This window comes from Paenibacillus sp. MMO-177 (assembly GCF_037147795.1).
Lineage (GTDB): Bacteria > Bacillota > Bacilli > Paenibacillales > Paenibacillaceae > Pristimantibacillus.
This window is the reverse complement of the sequence record NZ_JBBCUR010000002.1, coordinates 748,885-763,923: the sequence shown is the minus strand read 5'-3', so window position 1 is coordinate 763,923 and position 15,039 is coordinate 748,885. Positions and strand designations below refer to the sequence as shown.

11 protein-coding genes are annotated in these 15,039 nt (G+C 50.1%); 10 read left to right on the top strand and 1 reads right to left on the bottom strand.

Annotated elements, in window-relative coordinates:
- Nucleotides 1–4: 4 nt before the first annotated feature.
- Nucleotides 5–1,798, bottom strand: coding sequence for a sensor histidine kinase (locus WFK81_RS09195; protein WP_336786115.1), 1,794 nt, complete (start codon nucleotides 1,796–1,798; stop codon nucleotides 5–7).
- Nucleotides 1,799–2,043: 245 nt separating this feature from the next.
- Between WFK81_RS09195 and WFK81_RS09190 the strand changes: the two genes are divergently transcribed.
- The 10 genes from WFK81_RS09190 (at nucleotide 2,044) to WFK81_RS09145 (ending at nucleotide 14,924) form a co-directional block, all read left to right on the top strand.
- Entirely contained in the window at nucleotides 2,044–3,105 is a 1,062-nt protein-coding gene (locus WFK81_RS09190; protein WP_336786114.1) for an ABC transporter substrate-binding protein, read from the top strand.
- A 75-nt stretch (nucleotides 3,106–3,180) separates the two neighbouring features.
- On the top strand, nucleotides 3,181–4,686 hold the full coding sequence (locus WFK81_RS09185) for a sugar ABC transporter ATP-binding protein (protein ID WP_336786113.1): 1,506 nt from the start codon (nucleotides 3,181–3,183) through the stop codon (nucleotides 4,684–4,686).
- A gap of 4 nt (nucleotides 4,687–4,690) precedes the next feature.
- A complete protein-coding gene (locus WFK81_RS09180) occupies nucleotides 4,691–5,731 on the top strand; it encodes an ABC transporter permease (RefSeq protein WP_336786112.1) in 1,041 nt (346 codons plus the stop codon).
- A complete protein-coding gene (yjfF, locus tag WFK81_RS09175) occupies nucleotides 5,724–6,686 on the top strand; it encodes a galactofuranose ABC transporter, permease protein YjfF (RefSeq protein WP_336786111.1) in 963 nt (320 codons plus the stop codon). Before WFK81_RS09180 ends, yjfF begins: the two co-directional genes overlap by 8 nt.
- A 33-nt stretch (nucleotides 6,687–6,719) precedes the next feature.
- A complete protein-coding gene (locus WFK81_RS09170) occupies nucleotides 6,720–7,769 on the top strand; it encodes an ABC transporter substrate-binding protein (protein WP_336786110.1) in 1,050 nt (349 codons plus the stop codon).
- Between the two features lie 146 nt (nucleotides 7,770–7,915).
- Nucleotides 7,916–8,722, top strand: coding sequence for a class I SAM-dependent methyltransferase (locus WFK81_RS09165; RefSeq protein ID WP_336786109.1), 807 nt, complete (start codon nucleotides 7,916–7,918; stop codon nucleotides 8,720–8,722).
- 4 nt (nucleotides 8,723–8,726) lie between these two features.
- On the top strand, nucleotides 8,727–9,182 hold the full coding sequence (locus WFK81_RS09160; RefSeq protein WP_336786108.1) for a GyrI-like domain-containing protein: 456 nt from the start codon (nucleotides 8,727–8,729) through the stop codon (nucleotides 9,180–9,182).
- 335 nt (nucleotides 9,183–9,517) lie between these two features.
- Nucleotides 9,518–9,979 (top strand): hypothetical protein, encoded by a 462-nt coding sequence (locus WFK81_RS09155; RefSeq protein ID WP_336786107.1) that lies wholly within the window; start codon nucleotides 9,518–9,520, stop codon nucleotides 9,977–9,979.
- 143 nt (nucleotides 9,980–10,122) lie between these two features.
- Nucleotides 10,123–12,315 carry a cadherin-like beta sandwich domain-containing protein gene (locus WFK81_RS09150; RefSeq protein ID WP_336786106.1) on the top strand — a complete coding sequence of 731 codons (2,193 nt, stop codon included), beginning with the start codon at nucleotides 10,123–10,125 and terminating at the stop codon, nucleotides 12,313–12,315.
- A 200-nt stretch (nucleotides 12,316–12,515) separates the two neighbouring features.
- Nucleotides 12,516–14,924 (top strand): WD40/YVTN/BNR-like repeat-containing protein, encoded by a 2,409-nt coding sequence (locus tag WFK81_RS09145; RefSeq protein ID WP_336786105.1) that lies wholly within the window; start codon nucleotides 12,516–12,518, stop codon nucleotides 14,922–14,924.
- Nucleotides 14,925–15,039 lie beyond the last annotated feature (115 nt).

Genomic DNA, 15,039 nt, shown 5'->3' with positions numbered 1-15,039 from the left:
ATCCTTATTTTTTTGGAATACGAACGGAAATCTTGCTGCCTTCCCGGTAGACGCTTTCGATCTCAACCCCATAGCGCTGGCCGAAATACAACCGGATCCGTTGATGCACGTTTTGCAGCCCAAACCCGCCTTCCTGGTCATCCTGCTTGACGGCAAGAGAATCGACAGGCAGCTCGAGTTCCTTCTGAAGCTCAGCGAGGCGCTCGGGTCTAATTCCAATCCCGTTGTCTTCGACGGTAAGAACCAGATCGCGGTCCTCCACATGACCGCTGATTCTGATCATTCCTTGGCCGCGCTTGTTTTTGATGCCGTGATAAATGGCGTTCTCGATCAAAGGCTGCAGACTCATCTTCAGAATAGGGTACACCTGCAGCTCGGGATCAACTTCAATCTCGTACTGCAAGATATCATGATATCTCATCTGCTGAATGACCAGGTAGGTATGGGCATGCTCCAGCTCGGTCTTAATCGATATCCAGTCCCGGCCTTTGTTCAAGCTTAATCGGAAAAATCGCGCCAAAGCTTTGACAAGCTTGATAACGCTTTCTTTTTTCTCCGCTTCCGCCATCCAAATAATCGAGTCCAAGGTGTTATACAGAAAATGGGGGTTAATCTGGGCTTGAAGGGTCCGCAGCTCCGCCATCTGCTTCTGTTCCTGCTCCCGCCGGTTTTTCTCCATCAGGCTTTTGATCTCTTCAATCATCCGGTTGAAGCTGTTTCCCAAGTCGGCAATTTCATCCGTTCCGCTTGGCGTGACCTTCGCATCCAGATACCCGCTGGAGGCTTTGCGCATTTTGTTCATCAGAATTTGGATCGGGTGGGTCAGGCGGTTCGTCAGGAAAAAATACAGCGTTAAAGCAAAGACCGCGCTAAGCGCAACGCTTACAATAATAAGCTGTCTGATGCCGTTCGCTTCTGCGATAATTTCCTGAAACGGCGCAACGCCGATAATTTTCCAGCCGGTTATTTGCGAGGTGCTGTACACGATGAATTGGGGCTTTGCTTTGGTCGAGAGAACAAAGCTGTCGCTCGCAGCGGTCATCGGCTCTTGATCGATTTGTTCCAGAATAGCGGGCGAGGACGACGAGGACTGAGGCTGGAACACGGTTGCTCCGTACAGATCATTGATATAGAAGAAGCCTGTCTTGCCGATGACGGTATTTTTGAGAAAATCGTCAATCATCGCTTCATTGAGGTCTATGACGATAAAACCGATCACCTCATGGGTAATCCTTTGTTTGATCGCTGCAATAATGGACAAAGCATTCTGTCCCGGGTAAGTGAACCCGTCAAGGCGGTTCGAATCGGATGCCGATGATTCCGGAATCCGCAGGACCGCATCGGGATATTGCGTTAAATATTGAAAATACGGATTGCGAAGCGGGTTGCGGTCAAGCTGGAAGACGCCTTTCCGTTCGCTGATGCCTTTTCCGTAAAAATTGACCATCGATATGTTCAGTACTTTGTCGTACTTATAGGTTTCGCGGTAGAACTTGAACGTCTGAAGGATGGATTTGGCTTCCTGATAAGTCTCGGATTGCGAATAGAGAAATTGGAGCACCTGCGGATCTTTTCCCATCTCGAGAATTCTCTCGGTATCGCCGAACAAAATATCCAAATTGCGTGCTAATTGGTCGGCTGCCAGCTGGGTTGAAGCTTTACTATGGTCGGAAACCGTGTTGTACGACTTCTGATAGGAGATGAGACCAACCACGAGTAAAGGAACCGCGGTAAGAATAATAAACATGCTCAGCAATTTGGCCCTAAGGCTTGACGTAATCCATTTGATGAGCTTCATTGGCTGCTCGCTCCAATTGAGGATGAAATTTGTTTCCCCATTATAGCATGAAATTTCATTCTTTTAAGAGATTCGCGGTATAGTACACCTTTTGCATAAAAAATTACACTTTCCGATCCCGGGTGTCCGGTAGACGCATAAAGGATTCAACGATTCTCCAAACCGACTCCATATTTTCGCCGTACGGAACGGCTCTATACTTGATTCACGCCAGACATGGTGAACGAAAAGGGAGGATTAACCGGATGAAGCGAAAGAAAAGATGGGGACTTGCGGTAACGCTTGCTGTCATGGTGTCTATTGTAACCGCTTGCGGAGGTAATGGGGGCAATAACGGAAACAGCACGAACAATTCGGGAAATGCGACAAATAAGCCGGCCGAGACGGCTGCAGCTCAAGAAACAGCGAGCGCTACGGGTTCGGGCGGGAAGAAAATTACTCTTGGCTTCTCGCAGGTAGGAGCGGAGAGCGGATGGCGTACGGCCAATACGAAGTCGATTCAGGAATCGGCGAAAGAAGCAGGGTTCGATCTGAAATTCTCGGACGCTCAGCAGAAGCAAGAAAACCAGATTAAAGCGATCCGTTCCTTCATTCAGCAAAAGGTTGATGTTATCGCCTTCTCCCCGGTAGTGGAATCGGGATGGGATACGGTGCTGAAGGAAGCGAAGGATGCAGGCATTCCGGTCATTCTGACGGACCGTGCGGTTGATTCGGCCGATACGTCGCTGTATAAGACCTTTATCGGCTCGGACTTTATTGAGGAGGGCAAGAAAGCCGGTCAATGGCTGCTCGACCGATACAAGGATACGAAGGAGGATGTCAATATCGTCGAGCTGCAAGGAACAACGGGCTCCGCTCCTGCGAATGACCGCAAGGCAGGCTTCCAGGACGCAATCGCTTCGAATCCCAAGCTCAAAATTATCGCTTCCCAGACCGGCGATTTTACTCGCGCCAAAGGGAAGGAAGTTATGCAGGCTTTTCTGAAGGCGCATAAAGATATCGACGTTCTCTACGCGCATAATGACGACATGGCATTAGGGGCAATTCAAGCGATTGAAGCCGCAGGTCTTGTGCCGGGCAAAGACATTATCATTATTTCGGTAGACGCGGTTAAAGACGGTATGCAAGCCGCGGCAGACGGCAAGATCAACTTTATCGTGGAATGCAATCCTCTGCTTGGTCCTCAGCTGATGGAAGCCGCTAAAGCGGTTGTAGACGGCAAAGAGATTGATGCGCGCATCGTAACGAACGAAACAACCTTCACATCCGAGCAGGCGAAGGAAGCTTTGCCGAGCCGCCAGTACTAATAAAAAGAAGGGAAAGCCGCCTGGAGCACCAGATTGCCGCTGGGCGGCTTTTTCTCTTGGAAAGGAGAGAGCAGCATGCAAGCACCTATTCTTCAAATGTCCGGAATAACCAAGCGGTTCCCCGGCGTAAAGGCCTTGTCCAATGTGGATTTTCGGCTGTTCCCGGGCGAGGTTCACGCGCTGATGGGAGAGAACGGAGCAGGCAAATCGACCCTCATTAAGGTGTTAACCGGTGTCTACTCTATCGATGAAGGTACGGTTACGATCGAGAATCGGACTGTCTCGATAGGCGGACCGTTAGAGGCGCAGAGAGCCGGAATCAGCACCGTCTATCAGGAAGTGAATCTATGTCCGAACCTGACGGTCGCCGAAAATATTTATATTGGGAGAGAGCCAAGAAAATTCGGCAGAATTCTTTGGAAGAAGATGAACAAGGAAGCCGCACAGCTTCTGAAGGAACGACTAAATCTGAGCATTGACGTTACGCTGCCGCTCCACGCTTATTCCGTCGCTATCCAGCAGCTTATTGCGATTGCCAGGGCGCTAAGCATTTCCGCTAAAGTGCTTATTCTCGACGAACCTACCTCCAGTCTGGATCAAAATGAGGTACAGCAGCTGTTCAGCATCATGCGCAAGTTGAAAAACGACGGATTGGCTATTCTGTTCGTTACCCATTTCCTCGATCAGGTCTATGAAATGTCCGACCGGATTACCGTTCTTCGGGGCGGAGAGCTGGAAGGGGAGTATATGGCAGCCGGGCTGCCGCGCATTGAGCTTGTTCTGAAGATGATTGGCAAGGATCTTAAGCTGCTGGAAGAGCTGCCGAAGCTGTCTGAAGAGGCCGGGGATACAGTGGGGAACACGATGATTACCGCAACCTCGCTTGGCCGAAAAGGAGCAATTAACCCGTTTGATCTTGAGATCCGCAAGGGAGAGGTAGTTGGATTAGCAGGCCTGCTGGGCTCCGGCCGGACGGAGATGGCAAGACTGCTCTTTGGCGTAGACCGGCCTGATCAAGGGAAGCTGCTTGCCGGGGAATCCGGCAGTCCGGTGAAATCGCCAAGAAGCGCTATTGATCTTGGCATTGCTTATTGCTCGGAGAACCGGAAGACCGAGGGTATTATTGACGACCTGACTGTACGGGAAAATATTATTCTAGCCTTGCAGGCAGCAAGAGGCTGGCTCCGGCCGATATCCCGCAAGAAGCAGGACGAAATCGCGGATCGGTATATCCGGATGCTTAACATTAATCCTCCAAACCCCGAACATCTGATTAAGAACCTGAGCGGCGGCAATCAGCAGAAGGTACTGCTTGCCCGCTGGCTGCTGACGGAACCCGACCTTTTGATCCTGGATGAACCAACGAGAGGGATCGATATCGGAGCCAAGGCGGAGATTCAGAAGCTGGTTCTCTCGCTTGCGAAGCAGGGAATGTCGGTTCTCTTTATTTCTTCGGAGCTGGAAGAAGTCATCCGCGTCAGCGACCGCGTGGCTGTACTGCGAGACCGCTTCAAAGTCAAGGAGCTTGGCAGCGGCGAAGTGAACCAGCAGCAAATTATGCAAGCGATGGCAGGGGGATAAGGCTATGGGTGGCAAAATGTACCGGCATCATTTGTTCTGGCCGTTAGTTGTGCTTGGAGCGCTGCTGTTATTTAACCTTATCTATTCGCCGGATTTCTTCTCCCTAGTGATCCGAGGCGGCAACTTATACGGCAGCTTGATTGATATTCTTAATTTCGGGGCTCCTTTAATTCTGGTCTCTATCGGAATGACCATTGTCATTGCAACGGGCGGAATTGACCTTTCCGTTGGTTCCATCGTTGCGATTTCCGGCGCAATGGCTTGTCTAACCATAAGCAAAGGCACGGATCAAAGCTCCATGCTGCTTGTAGTTGGGGCGGTGTTGGCATCCATCGGGTTGTCTATCGTGCTTGGCATGTGGAATGGCGCGCTTGTTACGGTCACGCGTATTCAGCCTATTATTGCGACTCTTATCTTAATGGTTGCCGGGCGCGGTATTGCGCAGTTAATTACCAGCGGGCAAATTATAACCGTATCCAATTCGAACTACGAATATATCGGCGCGGGTTCGCTTGCTTCCTTGCCGTTTTCTATTTTTATCGTTGCGGCCGTTCTGCTCATTGCCTCGCTGCTGACACGAAAAACAGCCATCGGATTGTTTATTGAATCCGTTGGCAGCAATCCGGAGGCTAGCCGGCTTGCAGGCCTTCGCTCCAGAACCGTTATTCTGACAGTCTATGTGTTCTGCGGCTTATGCGCGGGAATAGCAGGACTTATTCTAAGCTCGAACGTATCCAGCGCGGACGGAAACAACGCCGGTCTATGGTATGAGCTGGATGCCATTCTGGCAGTCGTAATCGGCGGCACTTCTCTGAATGGCGGACGGTTTTACTTGATGGGAACGGTTGTTGGGGCATTAATCATCCAGACTTTGACCACCACCATCTATATGATTGGCGTTCCGCCCGAAATTACGCTTGTCGTCAAAGCCTTTGTTGTGCTTGCCGTATGCCTCATTCAATCCGAGGCGTTCCGCCAGACGTTGACTACCCGCTGGAAAAAGAGGAATTACCCTGCTGAACAGGAGGTTACCCGCCATGCTTAACCGAAAATTTGTTCCAGTCCTTGTGACCTTTGGCTTGCTAGCCGTCATGTTCGCGGCGGGATCATTCCGCTACACCGGATTTTTCTCCGCGCAAGTGCTGTATAATCTGCTCATCGATAATTCGTTTCTAATTATTACGGCCGTTGGGATGACCTTCGTCATTATTTCAGGCGGCATTGATCTGTCGGTCGGCTCCGTTATTGCCCTAACCACGATGATTTGCGCCACTTTGGTAGAGAGGCACGGCTGGTCGCCTGCGATTGTTATTCCGATGGTTCTTATCTGTGGAGCTTTATTCGGGACATTGCTTGGGGCCATAATCCATTATTTCAAAATCCAGCCGTTTATCGTTACGCTTGCCGGAATGTTCCTGGCTAGAGGGATCTGTTACATTATCAGTATCGATACGATTACGGTAACAAACGGCTTTTTCACCAAGGTGGCTCAAACCAAGGTATCGTTACCCGGCGGAAATGTATCGATTAACGTCATTATAGCGTTGGTTGTTGTTCTTGCCGCTATTTATTTAGCGCATTACACGAGATTTGGCCGCAATGTGTATGCGATTGGGGGAAGCGAACAATCCGCGCTCTTAATGGGGCTGCCGGTAGCCAGAACGAAAATATTAGTCTATACGTTCAGCGGCTTCTGCTCGGCGCTTGCTGGAGTGGTGTTTACCTTCTACATGTTATCCGGGTACGGATTGCATGCCATGGGATTGGAGCTTGATACGATTGCAGCGGTTGTTATAGGCGGAACTTTGCTTACCGGCGGCGTCGGGTACGTCGCGGGAACCTTAATCGGCGTATTGATACAGGGGGTTATCCAAACTATAATAAGCTTCGAAGGAACGCTAAGCTCATGGTGGACAAAGATCGTTATCGGTTTGTTATTGTTTGTGTTTATCCTCTTCCAGAGGCTGCTCAGTGACCGGCGGGTCACGTTAAAAACATAAGCTATTTCGTAATTTCAAGGGGGCGGTGCGGTAATGAAGAAGCTAATGTATCTTTTATTTGGTTTGTTCATGATCCTCCTGCTCCAAGGCTGCACTTCCCGGGAGGAAGCGCCTGTTTCATCGCCGCCCTTAGACAGCGAAGCGCCGCCAGCTATAAGCGAATGGCTGAAGACCTCAGCTTCAAATATAAATCCCGGGAAGCCTATTACCCTGGGATTTTCCCAGCTGGGAAGCGAAAGCGCATGGCGCCTTGCCAATACGGCCTCTGTCCGGGATGCGGCTGCCGAGTCGGGTATTCGGTTAGTTATGAAAAATGCGGAGCAGTCCCAATCCAAGCAATTCGAAGCCATCCGCTCTTTTATTGAGATGAAAGTGGATGTAATCGCTATTGCCCCGGTCGTGGAATCCGGCTGGGATGATATTCTTCGGGAGATAAAGCAAGCCGGGATTCCGGTAGTCATCTTGGACCGCTCGGTTGACGTAAAGGATACGTCCCTATTCGTCACGACTATTGGCTCTAACCTATACGAAGAAGGCGTAAAGGCGGGCAAATATCTTTTTGACCTGGTGCGCAGCCAGCCCGGTCCGATCCGGATCGCGGAGCTGCAGGGAACCAAAGGCTCCACGCCTTCCATTCAGAGGGGAGAAGGATTCCGCAGCGTTATTAAGGCAAGGAAAGATATGGTGATTACGCAAAGCGCTCCCGCCGACTTCACGGAGGAGAAGGGGAGGGAGGTCATGCGCACCTTCCTGGAGGTTCCGGAAGACGAGCGTCCGCAAGTATTATTCGCTCATAATGACGATATGGCTCTTGGCGCCATTGAGTCTATTGAGGAAGCAGGCCTAAGACCAGGTATCGATATTATCGTGATTTCGGTTGACGGCTCCCGGAAGGCGCTGCAGCAGCTTGCTGCAGGCAAGCTGAACGCCGTGGTCGAGTGCAATCCGCTGCTTGGGCCTCAGCTCATGCAGACGGCCAAAGAGATTATGGCCGGAAGGACGCTGCCTAAGCGAATGGTGCCGCCGGAGGATGTCTTTACGCAGGAGAGAGCGGCGCAAGAGATAAGCAAACGCAAATTTTAGCCAATAGGGATAATCAGACAGAAATCCGCTTAAGGCGGATTTTTTTCTTTTTACCGTGTTTCGTCTCGTATATAATAGATCTGGTTATCTTTGGAAGTTTACCTTATGAAGCTTTACGGAGACGCATCAGGAGAGGAGAGATTGGTGTGCAAGAGAGGTTAGTAAAGGCGAACAAGATTGCATGGGAGACGAAAGCATACGATGCATGGATCAGGCAGTACGGTACTCCTGTTGAATTGGCCAAGACGTTAAGACAGACGGGCGCCTATAATCTGCGGTATTGGTTGAAATACATAGGAGATCCGGCTGGGAAGCGGGTGCTAAATCTGCTGGGTTCGCATGGGAGAAAGGCGATCGCGCTAGCCCTGCAGGGAGCGGAGGTTACGGTCGTGGATTTGTCGGCGGAAAATCAGCGGTATGCGCTGGAGGTTGCCGCTGCCGCCGGGGTTCCGCTGGATTACATCTGCTCGGATGCCTTGTCGATACCGAATGAGGAACAGCTTGGACAATTCGATTTTGTCCTGATGGAGTTTGGCGTCCTGCATTACTTCTCCGATCTGCACGCGATTTTTGATGTTGTTCGCCGGAGGCTGCGTACGAACGGTAGATTTCTGCTGACGGATTTCCATCCTTTTGCACGAGCTTGGGCAACCTCGAGCAATCTCACCAAGCCAAGCGGCAATTACTTCGAGAAAGGGATTAAGGAGGGCGATGTTGCTTTCGCCAAGCTTCTGCCGGAGGAAGAAAGGGAAGGCCTCGGTAAAGTACTGGCTTGCAGCTGGACGGTTGGCGATATTTTGTCGGCCGCTGGAGCTGCCGGTTTATTTATTCGAGCCTTTGAAGAAATTCCGAGTTCAGAGAGCCCGAATGTTCCCGAGTTCTATACGCTTGTTGCCGACAAGATTGATACTGCTTTGGCGCCGCTATATCCAAATCCGAATGGGGAGAAGTGATCGCGTGACCGAAAAGCAATTGGAACAGGTCGAGATTGTTACATTGGAAGAGAAGCATTATGTGGGAGTGGCGGTTACAAATGCGTTCAGGCGCGTAAATCCCAAAAGCATCCAGGAGGTTAATGATCTTTTTCTGTCCAGAATTAAAGAGATTCCGAATGTGATTAATTCAGGCAGTTATGTTTGCTCTCATTTTGCCAACGATTTTCTGTTTACGTATATCTATAGCATGGAAGTATCCCGAATTGACGAAGTTCCCGAAGGAATGATCGGTTTTTCTGTTCCAAGCCAGCGTTATGCAAAGGTACGGTCTGCCGAACAGGATCCGTATGCATTAATCAAAGCCACCTTGGAAGTTATGAGTCTTATAAACAATACAAGATCTCTAGCGCTTGAAGTATTCCGCTTTGGGGAAGAACAGCATGTTCGCAATGCGGATGTGTTTGTTCCGATTTTGTAGCTGCTCTCTGGGAAGAGAGTAGAGTTATAGATTGCAAGAGGCATTACACCATTTTTTGCTAGAGAGCAAACCTAGTAGGTACAAGTCCACAATCTTCTACGCTATCTTCATATGGTATTAAATAAATCCAACTATAGCGGGTAATCCGATCATTAAGTCGGAATGGCAGCCTTCTTTTTGCTGATATTCACCCATAAGGCGTCGGATTTGCGGGAAAAATGAAACATTTTGACTTGTACCAGCGTTATACTTAACATAAATAGGAATAGTCACGGCACGCGAAAGGGGCGACTGAATTGCAATTATTTTTTCGTGAAAATTTTTGGAATGCCGGTGTGACGGAGATTTTAAACGAGCAGGAGCAGCAGGTCGGGCAGCTCGATATGAGAAGCGCTTTTAGCTCTGCCATCGATATCTACGGTGCGAGCGGAGAACTGCTCTATAACGGGAGGTTCCCCTTCTTCTCGGGCAAGTGGGAGGTCAGCGGAGCCGATGGCGAGGAAGCGGGAGTGCTGAGAAGCAGATTGGCGTTTTTCTCGAAGAAATATTCCTACGAAACGATAGGGCGCGGCGATTACGAGATTATTTCGCCGGCCTTCTCGAGAGAATACGATGTAATAGATGAATCCGATAACGTAGTCGCCCAATTCAAACAAGTTAACGGTTGGTTTTCATCCGGTGCTTTCGTGCTGGATAATCAATGCGAATTTCTGGATTCCTACGAGCTTATTGCCGTAATTATCGGCATGCATGCCATGCAGAAGGCGGCAAGCAGCGCGGGAACCGCAGGGACTTGAATGATAGCAGACGCTCCAATTATGGGGCGTCTTTTTTGTTATTCAGATCTATCCATTCCCTAACGTTTATCATATAATTTGGTAAGAATATAGCGAATATTTTATACATAAAGGAATGATCCAACATGCAGCTTAGAAAAATAATGACAATTTTTTTGCTGGTCTGTCTCCTGCTGCCATTGCCAATTAGGCATGCTGCCGCGGCAGGCAATGATGTCAGCGTACAAGCAGTAAGCGTGGGTGGCGAGCTCTATCCGTCGTTTTCGAACAATGTTTCGGATTACGAGGTTTACATGGATAAAAGCTCGAATCCAAATTCCCACATTGCCTTGTTGGTGAACGATAATCAAACGAAGCTGGAATACCGGGTAAATAGCGGTACATGGAATTCGATAGGTAACTGGGTTTCGAGCGGCAATTTATTCATGAACCCGGGGCAGAACTTAATAGAGGCGAAAATTACTTCCGCCGATCAAACGGCCACCCGAATGATCAGCTTCCATGTACACCGGCCGCTGCCAAACGATTCTTCCGTCAGGAAACTAACCGTGTCGGAAGGGGCTTTATCGCCAGGCTTTGATTCCGCTAATACAAGCTACACAGTGAATGTCCCGTATACGACTTCATCGATTGCTCTGACTCCAACTTTTACGGATGGGGATGCTTCGGCGACAATAAATGGCCTTGCTGCGATAAGCGGTCAGGCGAGCGATGCCATTAATCTTAATGTCGGCAGCAACTACGTTTCCATAATGGCGACGTCGGCAGATGGCAGTACGGTAACAACCTACACGGTTAACGTAATCCGTGCAGCGGCAAGCACAAATGCCGATCTATCCCAATTGAATCTTTCTGTCGCTTCTCTTCTTCCGTTATTCTCAAGCGGCACAACCTCCTATGCAGCCGAGGTTGCCAACAGCGTATCGTCAACGACCGTAACGCCAACCTCGGCGGAAGCCCACGCTACGATTCAAGTAAGCGTCAACGGCGGAAATCCTGAAGCGGTCATTAGCGGAACGGCAAGCTCGAATTTGCCGCTCGCTGTAGGAGACAATCTCATTAAAGTGCAAGTAACGGCACAGGATGGCAGCACCGTAAAAACCTATAGCATTAGCCTCCATCGCCGCAGCTCGAATGCGGACTTGTCCGGCTTAAGCTTATCGGCCGGAAGCCTAGCTCCGTCTTTTGACAGCGCAACGACGGAGTACGATGTTCAGGTGCCAAGCACAGCGTCGGATGTGACCTTTAAGCCTAAGCTGGCGGATTCCTTAGCCAAGGTAGAATGGCAATCCGGCAGCGGCTCCTATATCAGCCTGGCCGATAATACGGACAGCCCAGGGATACCGCTGCAAGAAGGATTAAACATCCTGCATATCAAAGTTACTGCGGATGACGGCAACGCGAAAATCTATACCATTCGCATCGAACGGCAAAGCAGCAATGCCAAGCTCAGCAGCTTGACGTTATCTTCAGGGACAGTGGACCCAGCATTTGACGAAAATACTTTCACCTATAACACAAGCGTTGCGTATACGGTTGATTCGATTACCTTAAATCCGGTTGTCGCCGAAAGTCACGCTGCCGCGGAAATGAGCTTGAATCACGGTGCGTATGCCAGCCTTGCAAGCGGAGTGGACAGCGTTCCGCTTAATTTGAATCAGGGCAGCAATACGATACAAATTAAGGTGACCGCCCAAAGCGGGGCGGAACAAATCTATTCGATTATCGTTAATAGAGGATATGCGCCAACTTCGCCGCCTGCTCCTACGCCAAATCCTCCGGCCCAGCCCGTCAGCTTTAACGATACTGCGGGGCATTGGGCAGAGAAGCTGATTATTGACGGAGCCGAGCAAGGCTGGATAAGCGGATTCCCGGACGGAAGCTTCCGTCCGGATCAGCAAGTGACCCGTGAGGATTTTGCCGTTATCGTGACCAAGGCATTAGGCCTGCATGCGGATACGCAAGCCGGCAGCCATACCTTCTCGGATCAAGCCGACATTGCTCCATATGCAGTAGATGCAATAAATCTTGCGTATCAGAAGGGATTGATTACGGGGTATGAGGATGGCAGCTTCCGGCCCAATGCGGAAATAACCCGGATGGAAATGGCGGTCATTCTCATGCGCACCGTTGGAGAGCAGGCAGCAACGGCTTCTACCGGTTTTGCGGACGATAGTCATATTGCTTCTTGGGCAAAACCATTTGTGAAGGCTGCTCGCGACGCCGGCATTGCAAACGGTCGCGGCACAAACCGATTTACGCCTTTGGCTGCGGCCACACGCGCAGAGGCTGTAACGATGGTGCTTCATTTGCTCGAATACAACAAATCGCATTAATGGAAAGCTTCTTCGAATGTTTCTTTTCGAAGAAGCTTTTTTATGTACCGAACTCGAATCATTACCGCTAATTATGAACTGAATTTACATATAAAACCAAGGGTATTCATGGAAATTGATTTCGTTGTACGATAACAGCGGCACAGGAAAGCGTTTACAATTTATGTGCTAAACTATACTTTAACAGAGGAGAAGGTGTAATGAAGAAAAAGGTTGCAGGTATCATTGCTATTATCGCGCTAGTATCTGGTTTATTCAGCAATGGAATTATGGCCTCATCCGGCAGCAAATCGCAAGCTTATGACTGGGGGAGGGTAAAGACGGTTGGCGGAGGATTTGTCCCCGGAATCATCTACAATCCTTCCGAGAAGGATCTTGTTTATGTCAGGACGGACATTGGCGGTGCCTACCGTTGGGACAAGAAAACGAATAGCTGGAAGCAGCTGCTTGATTGGGTCGGCTATGACAATTGGAATATGGCCGGCGTGGAAAGCCTTGCAACCGATCCGGTAGATCCGAACCGGGTTTATATTGCCGCTGGCACTTATTCGAATGACTTTACGGATCAGAACGGGGTTATGCTGCGGTCCACCGATAAAGGGGAGACTTGGAAAAAAACCGTTCTGCCGTTCAAATTCGGAGGCAATATGCCCGGCCGTTCGATGGGCGAACGTCTTGCGATTGATCCGAACAATAACAGCGTAGTGTATTTTGGAGCGCGCAACGGCAACGGGTTGTGGCGAAGCACCGATTACGGCGCGACCTGGAACAAAGTCACTTCTTTTACGGCGGGGCAGAACGTGAAGGATTATTATGGCGGAGAGGTAGGGCCTGTATGGATTGCCTTTGATGCAACAACCGGGAAAAAGGCTGATGCAAAGCATAAGAAATCGGCGCAAACGACGCAGACGATTTACGTGGGAGTTGCGGACACGGAGCAAAGCATTTACAAGAGTACGGACGGCGGCGCTACCTGGGCACCGGTTGCCGGACAACCGCATGAAGGTTTTGTCCCTCATCATGGCGTACTTACGGCAGACGGAAAGCTGTATATTACTTATAACAGCGCGATTGGTCCGTACGACGGCCCGGCCTGGAACGGAACGAAAGCCGGTTCGGTCTGGAAACTCGACACGAAAAGCGGGGCATGGACGGATATCAGTCCGGCTGTCATTGCGCCAACCGATGCCAGTGCGGTACCCTCCTATCCGTTTGGAGGGCTTGCGGTAGATCCTTCCAATCCAAATACGGTTATGGTCGCAACGATGAATATGTGGTGGCCGGATGAGCATATTTTCCGCAGCACGGACGGTGGAGCGACCTGGACGTCCTTCTGGACGATGGGGGAAAGCTATTCGAGGGTGAATAAGTATGATCTGGATTACTCACAATCCCCATGGCTGGATTGGGGCAGAACGTCGAGTCCGACCGATGTCGAGCAGAATCCGAAGTTTGGCTGGATGATCGGCGATCTCGAGATTGATCCGTTTAATCCGAACCGGCTTCTGTACGGAACAGGGGCTACGCTATTCGAAGCGGATAATTTGACCGCATTAGACCTTAATAACGGCGATAAGGTGAAGGTGTCCGTTCACGCGGATGGCATTGAGGAAACGGCTGTCCTCGGTCTGATCAGCCCTCCGGACGGCGCGCATCTGATCAGCGCAATGGGCGACATTGGCGGCTTCCGGCATGAAGACTTGGACAAAGCGCCAACCATGATTACGAATCCTTACATTGGAACAAGCACGGATCTGGATTACGCCGAGCTGAATCCGAACTTAATCGTTCGCGTAGGCAATGCGGAGAATAAAGATGCCCGGTTAGGCGTCTCCACGGATAACGGTGTAACCTGGACACCTGCTTCCAACGCGTGGACAGATGCGGACGGGGATAAAACGCAAGGCGGAACGGTTGCTCTTAGCGCCAACGGAAATATTATTGTATGGGCTCCGAAAAGCGCTTCGGCAGACCAAAGCAGACCGGTAAGCTACTCGAATGACCATGGCAAGACCTGGACAGCTTCGGCCGGCATTCCGGAGGGAGCTGCGGTATCCTCCGACCGCGCAAACTCCTCCAAATTTTATGCTTTTGCGGACGGGGCTTTCTATGTAAGCAAGGATGGCGGAGCAACCTTTGTTAAATCGGTCAAAGCGGTTAACTTGCCATCAAAGCTGAACAGCAAGTTTAAAGCGGTTCCTGGCGTTGAAGGCGATATTTGGCTGGTTGCGGCGAAGGATAATACGAACACGCAAAGCGAATACGGCGTTTTCCATTCTACCGATTCTGGTGCCACCTTTACGAAGCTGAAAAATGTTCAGGAAGCAGCGATGATCGGCTTTGGCAAGGCAGCACCGGGTAAATCGGATATGGCGATATATACGAATGGGCGTATCAACGGCAAGTTTGGATTCTACCGGTCGGATGATGCGGGCCGCAGCTGGATTCGAATTAATGATGACCTTCATCAATACGCGAATGCAACTCAAACCATTACCGGCGATCCGCGCGTATACGGGCGCGTATATATCGGTACGAACGGTTTTGGCATTGTGCGAGGGGATATCGCGGACAACAAACCTAAGAATGGCGGATCGAAACAAAAATAATATAGAGTTGTAATAGACACCCGGTGCAGAGATTGTACCGGGTGTTTTATTTGATAGTTCCTGAAATCGATTTCATATAGGGATCCGCATTGCACTAGGAGTTTTTATATATTTA